The 19,861-nt window shown below is 61.3% G+C and carries 23 protein-coding genes; 21 read left to right on the top strand and 2 right to left on the bottom strand.

From position 1 onward, the window contains the following. The first annotated feature begins 1 nt into the window (after window position 1). The 14 genes from flhF to Q1W15_RS07835 all read left to right on the top strand — a co-directional run bounded on the left by flhF (window position 2) and on the right by Q1W15_RS07835 (window position 12,285). Window positions 2-1,315, top strand: coding sequence for a flagellar biosynthesis protein FlhF (gene flhF / locus Q1W15_RS07900; protein WP_300725937.1), 1,314 nt, complete (start codon window positions 2-4; stop codon window positions 1,313-1,315). A gap of 119 nt (window positions 1,316-1,434) precedes the next feature. Continuing rightward, entirely contained in the window at window positions 1,435-2,265 is an 831-nt protein-coding gene (fleN, locus tag Q1W15_RS07895; RefSeq protein ID WP_300725934.1) for a flagellar synthesis regulator FleN, read from the top strand. After that, window positions 2,262-3,005, top strand: a complete 744-nt coding sequence (gene fliA, locus Q1W15_RS07890) for an RNA polymerase sigma factor FliA (RefSeq protein ID WP_300726043.1) — start codon at window positions 2,262-2,264, stop codon at window positions 3,003-3,005. Before fleN ends, fliA begins: the two co-directional genes overlap by 4 nt. Window positions 3,006-3,130: 125 nt before the next feature. Then, window positions 3,131-3,502: a chemotaxis response regulator CheY gene (locus tag Q1W15_RS07885; protein WP_300725931.1), complete on the top strand. Its 372-nt coding sequence runs from the start codon at window positions 3,131-3,133 to the stop codon at window positions 3,500-3,502. Window positions 3,503-3,523: 21 nt separating this feature from the next. Then, entirely contained in the window at window positions 3,524-4,312 is a 789-nt protein-coding gene (locus Q1W15_RS07880) for a protein phosphatase CheZ (RefSeq protein ID WP_300725928.1), read from the top strand. Window positions 4,313-4,381: 69 nt separating this feature from the next. Continuing rightward, window positions 4,382-6,565 (top strand): chemotaxis protein CheA, encoded by a 2,184-nt coding sequence (locus tag Q1W15_RS07875; protein WP_300725925.1) that lies wholly within the window; start codon window positions 4,382-4,384, stop codon window positions 6,563-6,565. Window positions 6,566-6,613: 48 nt separating this feature from the next. Then, the gene (locus Q1W15_RS07870) at window positions 6,614-7,732 is read left to right on the top strand and encodes a chemotaxis response regulator protein-glutamate methylesterase (protein WP_300725923.1); all 1,119 of its coding nucleotides are present in this window, start codon (window positions 6,614-6,616) and stop codon (window positions 7,730-7,732) included. Then, window positions 7,732-8,472 carry a flagellar motor protein gene (locus Q1W15_RS07865; RefSeq protein ID WP_300725920.1) on the top strand — a complete coding sequence of 247 codons (741 nt, stop codon included), beginning with the start codon at window positions 7,732-7,734 and terminating at the stop codon, window positions 8,470-8,472. Before Q1W15_RS07870 ends, Q1W15_RS07865 begins: the two co-directional genes overlap by 1 nt. Window positions 8,473-8,474: 2 nt before the next feature. Further along, window positions 8,475-9,365 carry a flagellar motor protein MotD gene (motD, locus tag Q1W15_RS07860; protein ID WP_300725918.1) on the top strand — a complete coding sequence of 297 codons (891 nt, stop codon included), beginning with the start codon at window positions 8,475-8,477 and terminating at the stop codon, window positions 9,363-9,365. 50 nt (window positions 9,366-9,415) lie between these two features. After that, window positions 9,416-10,204 (top strand): ParA family protein, encoded by a 789-nt coding sequence (locus tag Q1W15_RS07855; protein WP_300725915.1) that lies wholly within the window; start codon window positions 9,416-9,418, stop codon window positions 10,202-10,204. Window positions 10,205-10,294: 90 nt separating this feature from the next. Further along, window positions 10,295-11,086: a chemotaxis protein CheW gene (locus Q1W15_RS07850; protein WP_300725912.1), complete on the top strand. Its 792-nt coding sequence runs from the start codon at window positions 10,295-10,297 to the stop codon at window positions 11,084-11,086. 51 nt (window positions 11,087-11,137) lie between these two features. After that, window positions 11,138-11,614 carry a chemotaxis protein CheW gene (locus Q1W15_RS07845; RefSeq protein ID WP_300725909.1) on the top strand — a complete coding sequence of 159 codons (477 nt, stop codon included), beginning with the start codon at window positions 11,138-11,140 and terminating at the stop codon, window positions 11,612-11,614. Then, a complete protein-coding gene (locus tag Q1W15_RS07840; RefSeq protein ID WP_300725906.1) occupies window positions 11,615-12,007 on the top strand; it encodes a DUF2802 domain-containing protein in 393 nt (130 codons plus the stop codon). A gap of 113 nt (window positions 12,008-12,120) precedes the next feature. Further along, a complete protein-coding gene (locus Q1W15_RS07835) occupies window positions 12,121-12,285 on the top strand; it encodes a hypothetical protein (RefSeq protein ID WP_300725903.1) in 165 nt (54 codons plus the stop codon). Between the two features lie 38 nt (window positions 12,286-12,323). On the opposite strand, the gene Q1W15_RS07830 is transcribed toward Q1W15_RS07835, so the two are convergent. Then, a complete protein-coding gene (locus Q1W15_RS07830; RefSeq protein WP_300725900.1) occupies window positions 12,324-12,641 on the bottom strand; it encodes an EscU/YscU/HrcU family type III secretion system export apparatus switch protein in 318 nt (105 codons plus the stop codon). Continuing rightward, entirely contained in the window at window positions 12,638-14,209 is a 1,572-nt protein-coding gene (locus Q1W15_RS07825; RefSeq protein WP_300725897.1) for a flagellar hook-length control protein FliK, read from the bottom strand. Before Q1W15_RS07825 ends, Q1W15_RS07830 begins: the two co-directional genes overlap by 4 nt. A gap of 181 nt (window positions 14,210-14,390) precedes the next feature. Between Q1W15_RS07825 and ccmA the strand changes: the two genes are divergently transcribed. From ccmA to Q1W15_RS07790, 7 genes are all read left to right on the top strand, one after another. Further along, window positions 14,391-15,026 carry a cytochrome c biogenesis heme-transporting ATPase CcmA gene (gene ccmA, locus Q1W15_RS07820; RefSeq protein ID WP_300726040.1) on the top strand — a complete coding sequence of 212 codons (636 nt, stop codon included), beginning with the start codon at window positions 14,391-14,393 and terminating at the stop codon, window positions 15,024-15,026. Beyond that, window positions 15,023-15,691 carry a heme exporter protein CcmB gene (gene ccmB / locus Q1W15_RS07815; protein ID WP_300725894.1) on the top strand — a complete coding sequence of 223 codons (669 nt, stop codon included), beginning with the start codon at window positions 15,023-15,025 and terminating at the stop codon, window positions 15,689-15,691. Before ccmA ends, ccmB begins: the two co-directional genes overlap by 4 nt. An 83-nt stretch (window positions 15,692-15,774) precedes the next feature. After that, window positions 15,775-16,533 (top strand): heme ABC transporter permease, encoded by a 759-nt coding sequence (locus Q1W15_RS07810; protein WP_300725891.1) that lies wholly within the window; start codon window positions 15,775-15,777, stop codon window positions 16,531-16,533. After that, a complete protein-coding gene (ccmD, locus tag Q1W15_RS07805; RefSeq protein ID WP_300725887.1) occupies window positions 16,530-16,706 on the top strand; it encodes a heme exporter protein CcmD in 177 nt (58 codons plus the stop codon). Before Q1W15_RS07810 ends, ccmD begins: the two co-directional genes overlap by 4 nt. Further along, on the top strand, window positions 16,703-17,176 hold the full coding sequence (ccmE, locus tag Q1W15_RS07800; RefSeq protein WP_300725884.1) for a cytochrome c maturation protein CcmE: 474 nt from the start codon (window positions 16,703-16,705) through the stop codon (window positions 17,174-17,176). Before ccmD ends, ccmE begins: the two co-directional genes overlap by 4 nt. Before the next feature lie 14 nt (window positions 17,177-17,190). Beyond that, window positions 17,191-19,170 (top strand): heme lyase CcmF/NrfE family subunit, encoded by a 1,980-nt coding sequence (locus Q1W15_RS07795; protein WP_300726037.1) that lies wholly within the window; start codon window positions 17,191-17,193, stop codon window positions 19,168-19,170. Then, window positions 19,170-19,754 carry a DsbE family thiol:disulfide interchange protein gene (locus Q1W15_RS07790; RefSeq protein ID WP_300725880.1) on the top strand — a complete coding sequence of 195 codons (585 nt, stop codon included), beginning with the start codon at window positions 19,170-19,172 and terminating at the stop codon, window positions 19,752-19,754. Before Q1W15_RS07795 ends, Q1W15_RS07790 begins: the two co-directional genes overlap by 1 nt. Window positions 19,755-19,861 lie beyond the last annotated feature (107 nt).

Genomic DNA, 19,861 nt, shown 5'->3' with positions numbered 1-19,861 from the left:
TATGCAAGTGAAGCGATTTTTCGCCGCCGATATGCGTCAGGCCATGAAGCTGATTCGTGATGAATTGGGGGCCGACGCCGCCATTATTGGCAACCGCCGCATCGCCGGCGGAGTTGAGTTGACTGCCGCGCTGGACTACAAATTATCGGCGCTGGCACCGCGTGTGCCGAATATTGAGCTTGAAGAAGAGCTGCGCAAGACCCAGTCGAAAATTGTCTCGGCCCAGGCGGAGTTGAGCCTGCGCGTGGAGGGCGATGCCGAGGTCAGCCGTCAGCTGTTTGCAGGTTTGCCACTGACGGCGGCTGAACCGCTGATCGAGCCGACGGTGCTTGAAGCGCCGCGCCCGGTGCAGATGCCCGCGCCGTCGATTGACCAGCGCGTATTCGACAGCATGCGCCAGGAACTCAACGGCTTGCGCGAACTGCTGGAAGTGCAACTGGGCTCGCTGGCCTGGAATCAATTGCAGGGCACCCGGCCCGAGCAAGCGAACTTGTGGCGCCGGTTACAGCGCATCGGCCTGTCGGGGCCGCTGTCGCGGGACTTACTGGCCCAGGTGGCAGAGATAGACGAGCCCCGCCAAGCGTGGCGGATGCTACTGGCGCACCTGGCGCGGATGATCATCACGCCGGAGCTGGAGCCGCTGGAAGAGGGCGGCGTGATTGCGATGGTCGGTCCGGCAGGCATGGGTAAAACGACTACGCTGGCCAAGTTGGCGGCGCGCTACGTGCTCAAGTACGGCGCGCAGAACATTGCCCTGGTGAGCATGGACAGTTTTCGCATTGGTGCTCAGGAGCAGCTCAAAACCCTGGGTCGCATTCTCAATGTGCCTGTCACCCATGTTGCCCCCGGCCAGTCGTTGGGTCAGACCCTGGAGCCGCTGGTGCGCAAGCGCGTGGTGCTGATTGACACCGCCGGCTTGCAAGCCAGCGACCCGGCGCTGCGCCTGCAACTGGAAAGCCTGGCGGGGCGCGGCATCAAGGCGCGCAATTATTTGGTATTGGCCACCACCAGCCAGAAGCAAGTGCTGGCGGCGGCTTATCTGAGCTACAAACGCTGCGGACTGGCCGGTTGCATCCTGACCAAGCTGGATGAAACGGCCAGCCTGGGCGAAGTGTTGAGCCTGGCGATCAGCCATGCGTTGCCCGTGGCGTATCTCACGGACGGCCCGCGCATTCCTGATGACCTGCACCTGCCGCGTCGTCACCAATTGGTGAGCCGTGCGGTGAGTGTGCAAATGCAAGAAGAACCCAGTGAAGAAGCGATGGCCGACATGTTTGCAGATATCTATCACAGCCCCCCTAAAAGGGTCGGCTAGCACTATAAAAACTACGTTGCAATGTACCTACATTGATGGCCTGCAAGGTGTTGTTCCACTGGGGAACGCGCAGCCAACCTCTGTAGCCGCGTCTAAGTAAGACAAGGTAAAGAAAGATCATGGGCAGCATGCATCCCGTACAGGTGATCGCAGTGACCGGCGGCAAGGGTGGCGTCGGTAAAACCAATGTGTCAGTCAATTTGTCCATCGCGCTGGCCGAGTTGGGCAGGCGTGTGATGTTGATGGATGCCGACCTGGGCTTGGCGAACGTCGACGTCCTGCTGGGGCTGACCCCCAAATTTACCCTGGCTGATGTGGTCGAGGGGCGCTGTGAGCTGCGCGATGTGTTGTTGCAAGGCCCCGGCGGGATTCGCATCGTGCCGGCGGCCTCGGGCACCCAGAGCATGGTCAACCTGAGCCCTGCGCAACACGCCGGCCTGATCCAGGCCTTCAGCGACCTGAGTGACAACCTGGATGTGCTGGTGATTGACACCGCTGCCGGTATTGGCGACTCGGTGGTGAGCTTTGTGCGGGCGGCCCAGGAAGTGCTGTTGGTGGTGTGTGACGAGCCGACGTCGATCACCGATGCCTATGCGTTGATCAAATTGCTCAACCGTGACTACGGCATGAGCCGCTTTCGCGTGTTGGCCAACATGGCGCAAAGCCCGCAGGAAGGCCGCAACCTGTTTGCCAAATTGACCAAAGTGACCGATCGCTTTCTGGATGTCGCCCTGCAATATGTCGGCGCGGTGCCGTACGACGAGTGTGTGCGTAAAGCCGTGCAAAAACAGCGGGCCGTCTACGAAGCGTTTCCGCGTTCCAAGTGCTCGCTGGCGTTCAAGGCCATTGCGCAAAAAGTCGACACCTGGCCGCTGCCGGCCAACCCTCGCGGGCACCTGGAGTTCTTTGTCGAGCGTTTGGTGCAGCAAACGGGCGGAGGACGCCCCTGATGACTGCCAGCGGCTATCGCATGTACAGCAAGTCATCGCGAGACAGCCAGTATGAGCTGATCGAACGGTACGCCCCGCTGGTCAAACGTATCGCTTATCACTTGCTGGCGCGTTTGCCGGCCAGCGTACAGGTTGATGATTTGATCCAGGCCGGGATGATTGGTCTGCTCGAAGTTTCGACCAAGTACGACGCCACCAAGGGTGCAAGTTTTGAGACGTACGCCGGTATACGCATCCGTGGTGCGATGCTCGATGAAGTGCGCAAGGGCGACTGGGCTCCCCGCTCGGTGCACCGCAATACCCGCATGGTCAGTGACGCAATCCGGGTAATTGAAGCAAAAACCGGCTGTGACGCTAAAGATCACGAAGTTGCGGCCGAACTCCAGTTAAGCCTTGATGATTATTACGCGATCTTGAATGACACCTTGGGCAGCCGCCTGTTCAGTTTCGACGACCTGTTGCAGGACGGTGAACATGAGGGGCTGCATGAGGATGGCGCGAGTGCGCACCTTGAACCGTCGAGGGATCTGGAGGAAGAACGCTTCCAGAAAGCGTTGGCCGATGCCATTGCCCATTTGCCTGAGCGTGAGCGCCTGGTGCTGGCGCTGTATTACGACGAGGAATTGAACCTCAAGGAAATCGGCGAAGTGTTGGGGGTCAGCGAGTCGCGCGTCAGCCAATTGCACAGCCAGTGCGCCGCCCGCCTGCGGGCCCGCCTGGGCCAGTGGCGCGCGCGCTGATCACGTGTAGGAGCGTCGACCGGCTGCTCCTGCAGGTAAGTCCGCTTTTTACCGAATTTGATTGAATGGCGCGGTCCTGTTGTGGGCGCGTTAAAGACTGCTTGGAGGTCGAATTGGACAAGAACATGAAAATCCTCATCGTGGATGACTTCTCGACGATGCGGCGGATCATCAAAAACCTGTTGCGTGACCTCGGGTTCACCAACACGGTCGAGGCCGATGACGGCACCACGGCATTGCCCATCCTTAATCACGGTGGCATCGATTTTCTGGTGACCGACTGGAACATGCCCGGCATGACCGGCATCGACCTGCTGCGCCATGTGCGTGCTGACGACAAGCTCAAGCATTTGCCGGTGTTGATGGTGACGGCTGAAGCCAAGCGCGAGCAAATCATTGAAGCGGCCCAGGCGGGGGTTAACGGCTATGTCGTCAAGCCTTTCACTGCGCTTGCACTCGAAGACAAGATTAAAAAGATCTTTGACCGTATCGGTTGACCGGTTTGCCTCGGGGGCGCTATGGAGCACAAGGAATCTACAGTGGGCGAGTTTGAATCGACCCTGAAAAAACATGCCCATGAGTTGGTCGCAAGCCTTGAAAAAGGCCAGTTCGGTGATGCGGTGCAACTGATTCATGAATTGAACCAGACCCGCGACCGCGGTTTGTACCGGGAAGTCGGCAAACTGACACGCGAGCTGCACAGTGCGATTGTCAATTTTCACATCGACCCGTCCATGCCGCGCGCCGAAGAAGTGTCGCAGATCACGGATGCCACTGAGCGATTGGCTTATGTTGTGAAACTCACGGAAGCGGCCGCCAATCGCACGATGGACCTGGTTGAAAGCAGCACGCCGCTGGTCAATGGCCTGAGCCAGGACGCCAAAGCCTTGAGCCACGACTGGGGCCGCTTTATGCGTCGCGAAGTGGGCGCTGAAGAGTTTCGTGAGTTGGCGCGTCGGGTGGAGCGTTTTCTGGCGCGCAGCGAGGTCGAGAACCAGGCCGTGTCCGGTCATTTGACGGGCATTTTGCTGGCTCAGGATTATCAGGACCTTACAGGGCAGGTGATCAAGCGGGTAACGCAGCTGGTGACTGACGTCGAAAGCAACCTGCTCAAGCTGGTGCTGATGGCCAGCCAGGTCGACCGCTTTGCAGGCATCGAACATGACCGCGAAGCGTTGCGCGCAGAAAATAATTCGCAAAAAAACCAGACGAAGGGTGAAGGTCCGCAGATTCATGCCGATAAACGTGAAGACGTCGTATCCGGCCAGGATGATGTAGACGATTTGCTGTCCAGTTTAGGTTTCTAGGCCTGTCGCGGGCGTGCGGGTGCGCTGGTGCGCCCGGTGTTGCCAGGTTCAATTTCAAGGAGCAGGTCCATGAGCTTCGGCGCCGATGAAGAAATCCTTCAGGATTTCCTGGTTGAAGCCGGCGAGATTCTAGAGCAGTTGTCCGAGCAACTGGTTGAGCTGGAAAGCCGACCGGATGATGCGGACTTGCTCAATGCAATTTTTCGCGGTTTTCACACTGTAAAAGGGGGCGCCGGTTTCCTGCAACTCAACGAGTTGGTGGAATGCTGTCACATCGCCGAGAACGTGTTTGACATCCTGCGCAAGGGTGAGCGGCGTGTCGACGCGGAACTCATGGACGTGGTGCTTGAGGCCCTGGATGCGGTCAATGGCATGTTCACCGAGGTGCGCGAACGCGGCCCGATTACGGCGGCAACGCCTCAATTGCTGGCGGCGCTGGCGCGTCTGGCCGAACCGGGTGTGGCCGAGCCCGTGGTTGCGGCGCAACCCGAGCCGGTGGCGCAGGTGGATGCGACCGGTGGCAATATGGACATTACCGATGATGAGTTCGAGCAACTGCTGGACTCGTTGAATGCGGTCAAGGTTGCTGCGGCCGCACCCGTGGTAACGCCCGGCGTGCCTGACGCCGTGGCGAACGATGAAATCAGCGACGCCGAGTTTGAGTCCTTGCTCGACCAACTCCACGGCAAGGGCAAGTTCTCTGCGCGCGCGGTCGCCAGCCCAACGCTTGAACCGGTACCCGCCGCGCCCGAGACGCCGGGCAATGAAATCACCGACGATGAATTCGAAGCCTTGCTTGATCAATTGCACGGCAACGGTTCGTGCAGCAGCGAGGCGGCCGTGGCAGCCCCCGCTACCCCCGTGGCAGGCGTTACCGCTGACGACCCGAACCTGATCAGCGATCATGAATTTGAAGCGCTGCTTGATGAACTGCACGGTAAAGGCCAGTTTTCGGCCCACAGCCCGGCGGTCGTCGCGGCGGTGAAACCCGTTGAAGCGGTCGTGGCTACGGCGGCGAAAACACCCCCCGCCACGCCGCCGCGCACCCCGGTTGCACCGGCGGAAAAGCCGGTGGCCTCTGAAGCGGAAACCACTGTGCGGGTGGACACGGCGCGGCTCGACGAAATCATGAACATGGTCGGCGAGCTGGTGCTGGTGCGTAACCGCCTGGTGCGCCTGGGGTTGAACAGCAGCGATGAAGAGATGGCCAAAGCGGTCTCCAACCTCGATGTGGTCACTGCTGACTTGCAAACGGCGGTCATGAAGACCCGCATGCAGCCGATCAAAAAAGTCTTCGGGCGTTTCCCTCGGCAGGTGCGTGACCTGGCGCGTCAACTGAAAAAAGAAATCAACCTCGAACTGATCGGCGAAGACACCGACCTGGACAAAAACCTGGTTGAGGCACTGGCCGACCCGCTGGTGCACTTGGTGCGCAACGCGGTGGACCACGGCATAGAAACCCCGCAAGAGCGTGAAGCAGCGGGCAAGCCGCGGTGCGGGCGGGTGGTGCTGTCCGCTGAACAGGAGGGCGATCATATCCTGCTGTCGATCTCGGACGACGGCAAAGGCATGGACGCCCATTTGCTGCGCACGCTGGCGGTGAAAAAAGGCCTGATGGACAAGGACGCGGCTGACCGTTTGAGTGAGTCGGACTGTTACAACCTGATTTTCGCGCCAGGCTTTTCGACCAAAACCGAAATCTCGGATGTCTCCGGGCGCGGCGTGGGCATGGACGTGGTGAAAACCAAGATTGCCCAGCTCAACGGTTCGCTGAGTGTGTTCTCGACCCTGGGGCAGGGCTCCAAAATCGTCATCAAGGTGCCGCTGACGCTGGCGATCATGCCCACCCTGATGGTGATGCTGGGCAATCAGGCCTTTGCGTTCCCGCTGGTCAACGTCAACGAAATCTTCCACCTGGACCTGTCGCGTACCAACGTGGTCGACGGCCAGGAAGTGGTCATCGTGCGCAACAAGGCATTGCCGCTGTTCTACCTCAAGCGTTGGCTGGTGCGCTCGGCGGCGCACGAAGAACAGCGCGAAGGGCATGTGGTGATTGTGTCGGTGGGTACCCAGCGCATCGGCTTTGTGGTCGACCAATTGGTTGGCCAGGAAGAAGTGGTGATCAAGCCGCTGGGCAAAATGCTGCAGGGCACGCCCGGGATGTCGGGTGCCACCATTACGGGCGACGGCCGTATCGCCTTGATCCTCGATGTGCCGAGCATGCTCAAGCACTACGCCTCACGGCGCATTTGATGGTGGCGGCGGGGCGCGCGAGCCCCCGCACGGCCTAACGGAGTGTTTATGGTAGTCAAGGTCCTGGTGGTGGATGATTCCGGTTTTTTCCGTCGCCGCGTCTCGGAAATTCTGTCGTCCGACCCCACCCTTCAGGTGATCGGCACGGCCAGCAATGGCCGGGAGGCGATTGATCAGGCGTTGGCACTCAAGCCCGACGTGATCACGATGGATTACGAGATGCCGTTGATGGATGGCATCACCGCCGTGCGTCATATCATGCAGCGCTGCCCGACGCCGGTCCTGATGTTCTCGTCCCTGACGCACGAAGGTGCCCGCGTGACCCTGGATGCATTGGACGCCGGGGCTGTGGATTTTCTGCCGAAAAACTTTGAAGACATCTCGCGCAACCCGGAGAAGGTCAAACAGCTGCTGTGCGAAAAAGTGCACTCGATTTCACGCAGCAACCGGCGTCTGGCCAGCTACAGCGCCCCGGCACCTGCTCCGGTGCCGGTGGCACGCCCGGGGTTTGCTCACTCGGCCGCTCCTGCGCCGGTGCGCACCGCGCCGCTTGCCAGCCGGGCTCCGCTGCCTGCCGCTGCCGCGTCCCCCGCGCCTAAACGCCGGGCTTACAAGTTGGTCGCCATCGGTACGTCCACCGGCGGCCCCGTGGCCTTGCAGCGGGTATTAACCCAATTGCCGGGCAATTTTCCGGCCCCCATCGTGTTGGTGCAGCACATGCCGGCCGCGTTCACCCGGGCGTTTGCCGAACGGCTGGACAAGCTCTGCCGCATCAGCGTCAAGGAAGCCGAGGACGGTGATCTGCTGCGCCCTGGTCTGGCCCTGTTGGCCCCCGGCGGCAAGCAAATGATGATCGACGGCCGTGGCGCTGTCAGAATTCTGCCGGGCGATGAGCGCCTGAACTACAAGCCCAGCGTGGATATCACCTTTGGCTCGGCGGCCAAGTCGTTCGGCGACAAAGTTTTGGCGGTGGTGTTGACCGGCATGGGGGCCGATGGCCGCGAAGGTGCGCGTCTGTTGAAGCAAAACGGCAGCAACGTGTGGGCCCAGGACGAAGCCAGCTGCGTGATTTATGGCATGCCCATGGCAATTGTGAAGGCCAACCTGGCCGACGCGGTGTACAGCCTCGATGACATGGGTCGGCATCTGGTCGAGGCCTGCCACTGATGGACGTGCTCAGCCTGATCGGCCTCATCATGGCCTTCGTCGCGATAATCGGCGGCAACTACCTGGAAGGCGGTCATTTGGGGGCGTTGGCCAACGGCCCGGCGGCATTGATTGTGCTGGGCGGCACGGTGGGGGCGGCGCTGTTGCAGTCGCCCATGAGCGCCTTCAAACGGGCCATGCAGACGGTGGGCTGGATCTTTTTCCCGCCGACGGTCGACATGGCCGGCGGCATCGACCGCGTCGTCAACTGGAGCCTCACGGCGCGCAAGGAAGGCCTGCTGGGCCTTGAAGGCGTGGCCGACGCCGAACCTGACAATTACTCGCGCAAAGGCCTGCAATTGCTGGTGGACGGGGTCGAACCCGAGGCCATCCGCAGCATTCTGGAAGTCGACTACATGACCCAGGAACGCCGTGATATCGACGCGGCGAAAGTGTTTGAAAGCATGGGCGGCTACGCGCCGACCATTGGCATTATCGGCGCGGTCATGGGGTTGATCCATGTGATGGGCAACCTGGCGGATCCCAGCCAACTGGGCAATGGCATTGCCGTGGCCTTTGTCGCGACCATCTACGGCGTGGCCAGTGCCAACCTGGTGCTGTTGCCCATCGCCAGCAAACTCAAGGCCATTGCGCTGCGCCAGTCGCTGTACCGCGAAATGCTGCTCGAAGGGATCCTGTCGATTGCCGAAGGTGAAAACCCGCGTTCCATCGAACTCAAGCTCCATGGCTTTGCGGGGTAAGTATGAGCCGCCGCCGTCGCGCTGCTGAAGAGCCCGCCAATCATGACCGCTGGCTGGTGTCTTACGCGGATTTCATCACCTTGCTGTTTGCCTTTTTTGTGGTCATGTACTCGATTTCGTCGGTCAATGAAGGCAAATACCGGGTGATCTCCAAAGCACTGGTGGGGGTGTTCAGTGATTCTGAGCGCAGCATTAAACCCATCCCGATTGGCGAGGAACGGCCGCTGACCACTCAGCCCGCCGAACCGTTGATCAAGGACAGCGAGCACACGGACGCCGGGCTGGGGAAAATCCCCGATGACCCGCTCAAAACCATTGCCAGCGATATCACCGACGCCTTTGGCGACCTGATTGCCTCCAAACAATTGACGGTGAGCGGCAACGAGTTGTGGGTCGAGATCGTGCTTAATTCCAGCCTGCTGTTCGGCAGCGGTGATGCCATGCCCAGCGACATGGCATTTAGCATCATTGATAAAGTGGCCGCGATTCTTAAGCCGTTTGACAACCCGATCCACGTTGAAGGGTTTACCGACAATTTACCGATTCGAACGGCGCAGTATCCGACGAATTGGGAGCTGTCTTCGGCGCGGTCTGCGAGCATTGTTCGCCTGCTGGCCATGCAAGGCATCAACCCCGGGCGCATGGCGTCTGTGGGCTATGGCGAGTTTCAGCCCGTGGCCAACAATGCTACGCCCGAAGGCCGTGCGCTTAACCGCCGAGTGGTGCTGGTGGTGTCGCGCAACCTGGACGTGCGCCGTAGCCTGACCGGCACGGGCACGGCCCATGCAACACCGGACGCGGCCCTGAAGCGGGCTGGCACACAAACTGCACCGACGCAGGTCAAGTCACTGGTTCGCGGGGATGGCGTCAATTCCCCGTCACCGGCCCTATAAGTGCATGTCAAGTCTCGGCAGGTAAGACTGCAGCCGGGAGGAACAAAATAATGAGAGTCTGGGCAGTAGCCAATCAAAAAGGTGGGGTCGGCAAGACCACCACATCCATCGCACTGGCCGGTTTGCTGGCTGAGGCGGGCAAGCGCGTGGTGATCGTCGACCTCGACCCGCACGGCTCCATGACCAGTTACTTCGGGTATGACCCGGATGCGCTGGAGCAGAGCTGTTACGACTTGTTTTTGCACAAGGGTCAGGTACCCGACGGTCTGGCCGCGCAACTGCTGTTGCCCACCAGTAACGAGCACATTTCCCTGTTGCCGTCGAGCACGGCGCTGGCGACCCTGGAGCGCCAATCCCCCGGGCAAAGTGGCCTGGGCCTGGTGATTGCGCGCAGCCTGGCGCAGCTGTGGCAGGACTACGACTACGCGATCATCGACAGCCCGCCGTTGCTGGGCGTGCTGATGGTCAACGCCTTGGCGGCCAGCCAGCAATTGGTGATCCCGGTGCAAACCGAGCACCTGGCGCTGATGGGCCTGGAGCGCATGGTGCATACCCTGACGATGATCAACCGTTCGCGTCAGCAGCCTTTGCCTTTCAGCATTGTGCCGACCCTGTTCGACCGCCGTACCCAGGCCTCGATGAGCACCTTGCGGGTGCTGCGTGATCAGTACCCCGACACCCTGTGGCCGGGTTTTATCCCGGTCGACACGCGCTTGCGCGATGCCAGCCGGGCGGGACAAACGCCATCGCAGTTCGACGCCAAAAGCCGTGGGGTAATCGCCTACCGCGCCTTGCTCAAACACGTGCTGACCTCTCAACTTGCGCCGCAGGCCGTGTAAGGTGATGGCACCCGTGCACTCAGGCAGGTATTCAGTATGGCCGATAATGGCCAAATGCCTGTATTGTGCCCTCATCGAAGGGGTCACCCCATGAAGCCACCCGTATCACCGGCTACCCGCCCGCAACTGGCGCTGCAGTCTTATCTCGACGCCTTGTTGTTCGATGCGACCGAGCAGGCGCTGGAGCCCTTGCCGGAACCCGCACAGGTTCAGGCACCGGCTGGCGAGCTGGATGCGTTTGCTGCGGCGGTACTGGAAGAGCAGGTGCGTGATGCCCGTGTGCAGGCCGTGGCACTGCCGGTGCAGGAGCTTGCGGCTCCGGTGCGGCTGGATGTGCTGGGGGTGGACGTGCATCGGCCGGCCTCTGTTCACGCGCGTCTGCCAGTGCTGGACGACGGCCGCCCTGTGTGGGCGGCGCAGCCCTTCGAATGTTTGTTGTTCGACGTGGCCGGGTTGACCCTGGCCGTGCCGCTGGTGTGCCTGGGTTCGATTTACGCGTTGGAAGGCCTTGAGCTGACCCCGTTGTTTGGTCAACCCGAGTGGTTTTTGGGAATGATCCCCGGCCAGAGCGGCAACTTGAACGTGCTGGACACGGCGCGTTGGGTGATGCCGGAGCGCTATCGCGCCGATTTTCGCGACGGGCTTCAATACGTTATTTCGGTTCAGGGCTACGACTGGGGGTTGGCGGTGCATCAGGTCCGTCACTCGTTGCGCCTGGACCCGGGCCAGATCAAGTGGCGCACCCGGCGCGGGCAACGCCCGTGGCTGGCCGGCACGGTGATTGAACACATGTGCGCGCTGCTGGATGTGGCGCAATTGGCCGAGTTGATTGCCAGTGGTGAAGCCCGCCACCTGGACACGGCCCACAAGGCAGATAAATAAAAGACCGTGCCAGGGCGCGGTCGTACAGCACTTAAGTCAGGGGTTTTGGGTATGAAGCAAAGCGCACAGGGTTCCGAAGATCCGATTCTGCAGTGGGTCACCTTCAAGCTGGACAACGAAACGTACGGCATCAACGTGATGCAGGTTCAGGAAGTGCTGCGCTACACCGAAATCGCTCCGGTACCGGGTGCGCCTTCCTACGTGTTGGGCATCATCAACCTGCGTGGCAATGTCGTCACCGTCATTGACACGCGCCAGCGTTTTGGCCTGTACAGCGCTGAAACCAGCGACAACACCCGAATTGTCATCATTGAAGCCGACAAACAAGTGGTGGGCATTCTGGTGGACAGCGTCGCGGAAGTGGTTTACCTGCGCCAGTCGGAAATCGAAACGGCCCCCAACGTAGGCAACGACGAATCGGCCAAGTTTATCCAGGGCGTGTGCAACAAGAACGGCGAACTGCTGATTCTGGTTGAACTGGACAAGATGATGAGCGAAGAAGAGTGGTCTGAACTGGAGAGCATCTGATTGATCCTTGAGGTGGCGGTGATTGTACTGGGCCTGCTTTGGGCAGTTACCGCGTGCCTGTTTGTGGTGTACGTGCGCCGTCAGCGCGTGGCGGCCGCACAACAGGCCGCCGCCGACCTGATGCGCGACCGTCGCCTCAAGGAACTGGGCCGCCGGCTGGACACCTACCAGAACGGCAACGTGCAAATGGGCGAAGCCCTGCACGAACTGCGAGCCGTGGTCGCGCCCCTGCCTGAAAAACTCACCCAGCTGGAACAGAGCGACCCCTCCAGCCTGTCATTTGCCCAGGCAGCGCGCCTGGTGGGCATGGGTGCCAGCGTCGACGAACTCACCCAATCCTGCGGCCTGACCCAAGCCGAAGCGGAACTGATGCGCAAAATGCACAAAGGGTGAGATGCGCACTACCGGCCCGACCTGAGGGCCCAGATATCCCCCCGCGTAGCAGTTGACGAGGTGAACGAGGCTACGTCCGGCGACGAAGTCGTCGTGAAATCGGGCAGCGCGGTGTGCCCCGTGAGACCTGGCACGAGGTGTTCAGTACGCAGGGCGCGCGCAGTCCGTTGCCGAGAATGCCAATGATCGATGGCTTCAACGAAGGTTGGACCGAATTTGCGGGTACGCCGCGCCAAGGGCAGGTGGCGCTGCAAACGGTGTTGGGCGAGCTGATTTAGCGCAGTGGTCTATGAGCAAGGCCGGGGCGGCACGGCGGCTACTCCGGCGTCACATCCCGCTCGACCGGCTCGGCATCGGGGTCGAACCCTGGCGGGTATTTGCCTTTTAACTGCCAGGCAAAGGCGATGATTTCTGCCAGGGTTCGGTACAGCGCTTGCGGAATGCTGTCGCCCAGTTCCAGGCGCGCCAGTAACCTCACCAGTTCGGCGTTTTCGTAGATGGGCACTTCGTGTTCGCGGGCCAGTTGCAGGATGGCTTCGGCCAGCGCGTCGTCGCCTTTGGCGGTGAGCGTGGGGGCCTGTTGGCCGTCGTATTGGAGGGCGATGGCCTGGCGGGTTTCGCGGTCGTCAGTCATGCGGTTTCGTCTACCCAGCGTTGGTGCAGTGGGGTGTGGCCACTGGGAGGGGGAGTGCCTTGATGGCAGTCAAGGTCGGTCACGCTCAGGCCGGCGTCGTTCAGGCGTTGGCGTAATTGGCCCAATTGGCTGGCGATCAGTTCGGCGGTGAAGGCGCGCTCGGCCCAGAGCTGGCCCGATAACGTACCGCGCAGCAGTTGCGCCTGCACGTGCAGCGGGCCCAGAGGGGTGAGGTCGAACGCCAGTTCGACGCGCCACAGTTGATCAGCTTGCTCGCGGGCTTCGGGGGTGTCCTGGGGGCTTTTGGCGGGCGGGTCTTCGCGCTGGAATTTGACTTGCAAGGGTACGATGTCGTGGGCGTTACGCATCGGGATTTCCACTTGCCAAGTAGTTAGCAGGTTGCCATCAGCGGTGCGGCCGCTTTGTTCCAGGCTGGACAGTTGATGGCTTTGCAGGCGCGAAAGGGCAGCAGCGGCCAGTTTTAGCAGGTTTTCGAGGCTGCTTTCGCCTTCGCCGCTGCGCACGGTGCGCGGTGGCAGCGGAAATCCGGTGGGCTGAGGTTTGACGCTGACCTGGCCGAGCATGCCCAGCGCATTGCGCACAAAGGTCGGCAACGCCTGAGCCTGGGTGCTGGCGGCCATGCCGGGGTTGAAGGCGGCGTTGGCCGGCACGCCGGGTAGGATATGCGTGATCAGGCGCAGTAACGTGGCTTTCATGTCCGGGGCCAGGGCCTGGGTCTGACCATCCAGCAATTTGGCCTCCAGAAAAGCGCCACTATTAAGCAGGGCATTGGCCCATGTTTTGGGGTTGCTGAGTTGCGCGGCTGTGGGCAAACCCGACAGCAATTTGTCGGCAGCGGTGCGCAGCGCGTCAGACGTGTTGTCGCTGGCCGGGAGTTTTTGCAGTGCGCTGAGCAGGCCTTCCAGTGAACCCTGGCGGCTTTGCTGGGCGGCCAGTTGTTGCGCCACGGCCAACTGGTCCTGGCGACCGCTCAGCGGCACGAAGTTGAGGGTGTTCGCGTCCTGGACCCCGGCGCTTAACAGGCTGCCGATACGCAGGGGTTGTGGGCTGTCGAGGGTCAAGGTGCTGCCGCTCAGGGCGCTGTTGAGCAGCGTCACCATCGAGCGATACACCGACGGCTGGCCATTGGCGGAGGGCAACAGTTGGGTGGTCAGCACCTTGCCTTGCAGCAACGTGCCAATCGGTAATTGTTGCGGGTCGAGACGGGTGAGGGTGGCGGCGCTGCTGCTCATGGCCTGCTGCACGCTCACCGCCAGGCTGCCGGGGGTTGGTTGTGACACGCTCAATAAGGTGCCCAGCGGCCACACCTGGTTGCTGCTGACTTGAACGTTGGTCTGGCGGCCGTTTTCCAGGGTCAATCGCAGCAGCAATTGAAAGGCCGCATCGCCTTGTTTAAGCGTCAGCACTTGCGCCTGGGCGTTGTGACCGGGGCTGATCAGTCCTTCGAGGGGATTGAGCAACGTGAGTCGTTCACCGCCCACAACGCCGGGCCGCACGGTGTTGGTTGCGGCAGGTGGGATGGGGGGAAGTGTCATGTCACTTTTCATCGTTACAACCTGTCGAAATTGCCGCAATAAGCGTAGGACATGGCATGTATAATGCTGCCCCGTTGTTCAGAGAGGATAAAAACATTGACCCAGCTCTCTGAAACAGGCCGCAAATGCCTTTATCCTGCAGTACGTTAACGGCCGCGCCTGAGCCGACTTGAACCGTGAAGGCCTCAATTACGTGACCAGCCCTCTTTTAGAAGCCGTAGCGCTTGCCTGTGAGCGTGACTGGCGGATGTTATTCGAGCGTCTCGAATTGCGACTCGGCAGTGGCGATATGCTACAGATCAGTGGCCCCAACGGCAGCGGCAAAACCAGCCTGCTGCGTCTGTTGGCGGGCCTGATGCAGCCCACCGCGGGCGAAATTCGACTGAACGGCCAGCCTCTGGTCAACCAGCGCGCGGAGCTGGCCAGTCACTTGCTGTGGATCGGCCATGCGGCGGGGATCAAGGATTTGCTCACCCCTGAAGAAAACCTCAGCTGGCTCTGTGCCTTGCACCGCCCGGCTAGCCGTGACGCGATGTGGGCGGCACTGGCGGCGGTCGGCCTCAAGGGCTTTGAAGATGTGCCGTGCCACACGTTGTCGGCCGGTCAGCAGCGTCGCGTCGCCCTGGCCCGGCTGCATCTGGACAGCCCGCCCTTGTGGATCCTCGACGAGCCCTTTACGGCGCTCGACAAGCAGGGTGTCGCACACCTGGAAGAACACCTGGCCCGCCACTGCGAAGCGGGCGGCATGGTGGTGCTCACTACCCACCACACGTTGACCCGGACGCCGGCCGGTTACCGCGATATTGATCTGGGGCGTTGGGCCGTATGAGTGTGTTTGCAACCCTGGTCGTGCGTGAGGCACGCCTGCTGTTTCGGCGCCCCGCCGAGTTGGCCAACCCGCTGGTGTTCTTTGCCATTGTGATCGCCATGTTTCCCTTGGCGGTCGGGCCCGAGACTCAATTGTTGCAAACCTTGTCTCCGGGGCTGCTCTGGGTGGCAGCACTTTTGTCGGTGTTGCTCTCGCTGGACGGGCTGTTTCGCAGTGATTTTGAGGACGGCTCCCTGGAGCAGTGGGTCCTTTCGTCGCACCCCCTACCTCTTCTGGTGTTGGCCAAGGTACTGGCACACTGGGCGTTTTCAGGGTTGGCGCTGGTGATCCTGTCACCGCTGCTGGCCTTGATGTTAGGGTTACCGGTGGCCTGCCTGCCGGTGCTGCTGATGTCGTTGCTGCTGGGCACTCCGGTGTTGAGCTTGCTGGGGGCGGTGGGGGCGGCGTTGACCGTGGGCCTCAAGCGTGGCGGCCTGTTACTGGCACTGCTGATTTTGCCGTTGTACATCCCGGTGTTGATCCTGGGCAGTGGCGCCTTGCAGGCGGCCTTGCAGGGCATGCCTGCGACCGGTTATTTGCTGTGGCTGGGTAGCCTCACGGCCCTGGCAGTCACTTTGACACCCTTTGCAATAGCGGCCGGCCTGAAGATTAGCGTCGGCGAATAATGAGGTCTGGCCCTGCGGGGCCAGTAAAGACCCTGGCTGGCATGACAGTGACCTGTCGTGATCGGCACCGTGATGGAAACAGCGTGATGAACTGGACTTGGTTTCACAAACTCGGCTCGCCCAAATGGTTTTATGGCATCAGTGGGCGGATGTTGCCGTGGTTAAGCAGTGCCGCCGTGTTGTTGATTGCCGGTGGGGTGGCTTGGGGCCTGGCGTTTGCGCCGCCGGACTACCAGCAGGGCAATAGCTTTCGCATCATTTATATCCATGTGCCGGCGGCCATGCTGGCGCAATCATGCTATGTGATGCTGGCGGTCTGCGGCGTGGTGGGCCTGGTCTGGAAAATGAAAATCGCGGACATCGCGTTGCAGTCCGCTGCGCCCATCGGTGCCTGGATGACGGCGTTGGCGCTGATCACCGGGGCCATTTGGGGCAAGCCGACCTGGGGCTCCTGGTGGGTCTGGGATGCACGCCTCACCTCCATGCTGATCCTTTTGTTTCTGTACTTCGGGCTGATTGCCCTGGGCAACGCCATCGCCCATCGCGACAGTGCAGCCAAGGCCTGTGCGGTGCTGGCCATCGTCGGCGTGGTCAATATCCCGATCATCAAGTACTCGGTGGAGTGGTGGAACACCCTGCACCAGGGCGCGACGTTTACCCTCACGGAAAAACCCGCCATGCCAGTGGAAATGTGGCTGCCGCTGCTGCTCACGGTGCTGGGCTTTTATTGCTTCTTCGGCGCGGTGGTGCTGTTGCGCATGCGCCTGGAAGTGCTCAAGCGCGAAGCGCGCAGCAGTTGGGTCAAGGCAGAAGTGTTGAAAGCGCTGGAGGGGGCACGATGAGCTTTGCGTCGTTTGGCGACTTTATCGCGATGGGCCATCACGGCGTGTATGTCTGGTCGGCCTACGGCATTTGCCTGGCGGTGCTGGGGTTGAATGTGGCGCTGCCGATCCTGGCACGCCGGCGTTATCTGCAACAAGAGGCGCGTCGTGTGCGCCGGGAGAACTCGAAGTGAATCCGCAGCGCAAAAAACGTCTGATCATCATCCTGGCGCTTGTGGTGGGCGTGGGTGCCGCGCTGGCCTTGGCCCTGAGCGCCTTGCAGCAGAACATCAACCTGTTCTACACCCCGACCCAGATCGCCAATGGCGAAGCACCGCTCGACACCCGCATCCGTGCGGGCGGCATGGTGCAGGACGGTTCGCTGAAGCGCTCGGGCGATTCGCTGGACGTCGAATTTGTGGTCACCGATTTCAACAAGGGCGTGACCATTCAGTACCGCGGCATCCTGCCGGACCTGTTCCGCGAGGGGCAGGGCATCGTCGCGCTGGGCAAGTTGAACGCCCAGGGTGTGGTGGTCGCCGATGAAGTACTGGCCAAGCACGACGAAAAATACATGCCGCCTGAAGTCACCAAAGCGCTGAACGAAAGCGGCCTGTCCGCGCCTGTGCCGGCCAATGCTGCGCCGGCTGAGGGGAACAAGTGATGATGTCTGGTCTGATGATTCCGGAATTGGGCCACCTGGCCATGATTCTGGCCCTGTGTTTTGCCGTGGTGCAGGCCACTGTGCCGCTGCTGGGGGCGTGGCGGGGCGACAAACTGTGGATGAGCCTGGCTCAGCCCGCCGCCTGGGGGCAGTTTGCCTTTTTGCTGTTTTCGTTCGGCTGCCTGACTTACGCCTTTATGGCCGACGACTTCTCGGTGGCCTATGTCGCCAGCAACTCCAACACCGCGTTGCCGTGGTACTACAAGTTCAGCGCCGTGTGGGGTGCCCACGAAGGCTCGCTGCTGTTGTGGGCGATGATTCTGGGCGGCTGGACCTTTGCCGTGTCGGTCTTTTCGCGGCAGTTGCCGCAGGTGATGCTGGCGCGGGTGCTGGCAATCATGGGCATGATCAGCATCGGCTTTCTGCTGTTTTTGATCCTCACCTCCAACCCGTTCGTACGCTTGCTGCCGCAGATTCCGAGCGACGGCAATGACCTTAATCCCTTGCTGCAAGACATCGGCCTGATCGTTCACCCGCCGATGCTGTACATGGGCTATGTCGGCTTCTCGGTGGCGTTTGCTTTCGCTATTGCGGCCTTGCTGGGCGGCCGGCTGGACGCCGCCTGGGCGCGCTGGTCGCGGCCGTGGACCATCGTCGCCTGGGCCTTTCTGGGCATCGGCATCACCCTGGGCTCGTGGTGGGCGTACTACGAACTGGGCTGGGGCGGCTGGTGGTTCTGGGACCCGGTGGAAAATGCCTCCTTCATGCCCTGGCTGGCCGGCACCGCGCTGCTGCACTCGCTGGCCGTGACGGAAAAGCGCGGCGTGTTCAAGGCGTGGACGGTGCTGCTGGCCATCATCGCCTTTGCGCTCAGCCTGCTCGGTACCTTCCTCGTGCGTTCCGGCGTGCTGACCTCCGTGCATGCTTTTGCGTCCGACCCTTCGCGCGGACTTTTCGTGCTGGGCATCCTCGCGGTCGTGATCGGTGGCTCGCTCACGCTGTTTGCAGTGCGTGCCGGCGCGCTCAGCAGTGAATCGCGTTATGAGCTCGTCTCGCGCGAAATGTTCCTGCTGGCCAACAACCTCCTGCTGCTGACCGCCACCACCGTGGTACTGCTGGGTACGCTGTTTCCGCTGGTGGCCGATGCCATGCATCTCGGCAAGATTTCCGTGGGGCCGCCGTATTTCAACCTGCTTTTCGTGCCCTTGACCTTGCTCCTGCTTTTCTTCCTCGCGCTGGGACCGCAGGCCAACTGGAAGCGCCAGGATGCCGGCAAGCTGCTCAAGCCGCATCTGCTGGTGTTGCTGGGCGGGATGCTGCTGGGCGTGGTGCTGCCGCTGCTCTGGTTTGGCGACATCAATGTGCGCGTGGCCATTGCCTGCACGCTGGTGTTCACCGTGGCGATTGCCATCGTGCGTGACGTGCTGGCAAAAGTGCGTACTGCCAGGGCAGGGGCGTGGGCCGGTCTGCGTCGCCTGTCGCGCAGCTATGTCGGCATGCAGCTGGCCCATCTCGGCCTGCTGGTGACAGTGCTGGGCGTCACGCTGGTGTCCACGCACAGCATGGAGCGGGACGTACGCATGGCGCCGGGCGAGGCCGTGACGGAAGGTGAATACAGCTTTGTCTTTCACGGCGTGAGCGAGCGCAAGGGTGCCAATTACATGGCGCGTCGCGGTGATGTCGAAGTGTTGAAGAACGGCAGCAGCATCCGTCACCTGTATCCGGAAAAACGCGTGTACAACGTGCAGCGCAACACCATGACGGAGGCGGCGATTGATCCGGGCCTGTTCCGCGACCTTTATGTGGCGCTGGGCGAACCGCTGGAAGACGGCAACTCCTGGGCTGTGCGCGTTTATCACAAACCCTTTGTGCGCTGGCTGTGGCTGGGTGCCCTCGTCATGGCCGCGGGCGGCGTGCTGGCCGCGACGGATCGCCGTTACCGCATGCGCAAGACAACAGCATCCGCCCTACCGGTGACGGGAGAAAAAATCTGATGAGCAAGCCCGTTCGCCTTGCACTTTATGCCCTGCCTTTGCTCCTTTTCATCGGTCTTGCCGTCCTGCTGGGCAGTCGCCTGGGCAAGGACCCCACCGAACTGCCTTCTGCCCGCATCGGCAAGCCACTGCCGGACTTCAGCCTCAGCACACTGGATACGCCGGAAAAAAAACTGACGGCAGCCGATGTGAAAGGGCAGGTGCTGTTCCTGAATGTCTGGGCAACCTGGTGCATTTCCTGCCAGGTCGAGCATCCCGTGCTCAAGCACATGGCGGAGCAGGGCGTGCCCATCATCGGCATCAATTACAAGGATTACCGCGAGTCGGCACAGAAATACCTGGAACTGCACGGCAACCCTTTCCGCTTCACCCTGTTTGACGACAAGGGCGACCTGGGCCTGGACCTCGGGGTTTATGGCGCGCCGGAAACCTACCTGGTCGACAAAGCTGGCAATATCCGTTACCGCTACATCGGCGTGCTGGATGCGGAAAAATGGGAAAACGTGCTGCGTCCGCGCTATGAGGCGCTGCTGGCCGACAAGCCGCTGCCGGCCGACGACGATGCCTCGGGGAGCAGCCTGTGAAAAAAATCCTGCCGCTGCTTCTTTTCCTCGCAGTTTCGGCCCAGGCGGCCATTGATGTTTTTCCTTTCCAGTCGCCGGAACAGGAGCAGCGTTTCCGTCAGCTGATT

Source organism: Pseudomonas sp. (genome assembly GCF_030150285.1).
Taxonomy (GTDB): Bacteria; Pseudomonadota; Gammaproteobacteria; order Pseudomonadales; family Pseudomonadaceae; genus Aquipseudomonas.
The sequence above is the reverse complement of the archived record's forward strand: the minus strand, read 5'-3'. Positions and strand labels throughout refer to the sequence as shown.

Excerpts from the sequence above, each read along its gene's own strand:
- flhF (WP_300725937.1), top strand. The coding sequence starts at position 2 with ATGCAAGTGAAGCGATTTTTCGCCGCCGATATGCGTCAGGCCATGAAG.
- fleN (WP_300725934.1), top strand. The coding sequence starts at position 1,435 with ATGGGCAGCATGCATCCCGTACAGGTGATCGCAGTGACCGGCGGCAAG.
- Q1W15_RS07885 (WP_300725931.1), top strand. The coding sequence starts at position 3,131 with ATGAAAATCCTCATCGTGGATGACTTCTCGACGATGCGGCGGATCATC.
- Q1W15_RS07880 (WP_300725928.1), top strand. The coding sequence starts at position 3,524 with ATGGAGCACAAGGAATCTACAGTGGGCGAGTTTGAATCGACCCTGAAA.
- Q1W15_RS07875 (WP_300725925.1), top strand. The coding sequence starts at position 4,382 with ATGAGCTTCGGCGCCGATGAAGAAATCCTTCAGGATTTCCTGGTTGAA.
- Q1W15_RS07870 (WP_300725923.1), top strand. The coding sequence starts at position 6,614 with ATGGTAGTCAAGGTCCTGGTGGTGGATGATTCCGGTTTTTTCCGTCGC.
- Q1W15_RS07865 (WP_300725920.1), top strand. The coding sequence starts at position 7,732 with ATGGACGTGCTCAGCCTGATCGGCCTCATCATGGCCTTCGTCGCGATA.
- motD (WP_300725918.1), top strand. The coding sequence starts at position 8,475 with ATGAGCCGCCGCCGTCGCGCTGCTGAAGAGCCCGCCAATCATGACCGC.
- Q1W15_RS07855 (WP_300725915.1), top strand. The coding sequence starts at position 9,416 with ATGAGAGTCTGGGCAGTAGCCAATCAAAAAGGTGGGGTCGGCAAGACC.
- Q1W15_RS07850 (WP_300725912.1), top strand. The coding sequence starts at position 10,295 with ATGAAGCCACCCGTATCACCGGCTACCCGCCCGCAACTGGCGCTGCAG.
- Q1W15_RS07845 (WP_300725909.1), top strand. The coding sequence starts at position 11,138 with ATGAAGCAAAGCGCACAGGGTTCCGAAGATCCGATTCTGCAGTGGGTC.
- Q1W15_RS07830 (WP_300725900.1), bottom strand. The coding sequence starts at position 12,641 with ATGACTGACGACCGCGAAACCCGCCAGGCCATCGCCCTCCAATACGAC.
- Q1W15_RS07825 (WP_300725897.1), bottom strand. The coding sequence starts at position 14,209 with ATGAAAAGTGACATGACACTTCCCCCCATCCCACCTGCCGCAACCAAC.
- ccmB (WP_300725894.1), top strand. The coding sequence starts at position 15,023 with ATGAGTGTGTTTGCAACCCTGGTCGTGCGTGAGGCACGCCTGCTGTTT.
- ccmD (WP_300725887.1), top strand. The coding sequence starts at position 16,530 with ATGAGCTTTGCGTCGTTTGGCGACTTTATCGCGATGGGCCATCACGGC.
- Q1W15_RS07795 (WP_300726037.1), top strand. The coding sequence starts at position 17,191 with ATGATTCCGGAATTGGGCCACCTGGCCATGATTCTGGCCCTGTGTTTT.
- Q1W15_RS07790 (WP_300725880.1), top strand. The coding sequence starts at position 19,170 with ATGAGCAAGCCCGTTCGCCTTGCACTTTATGCCCTGCCTTTGCTCCTT.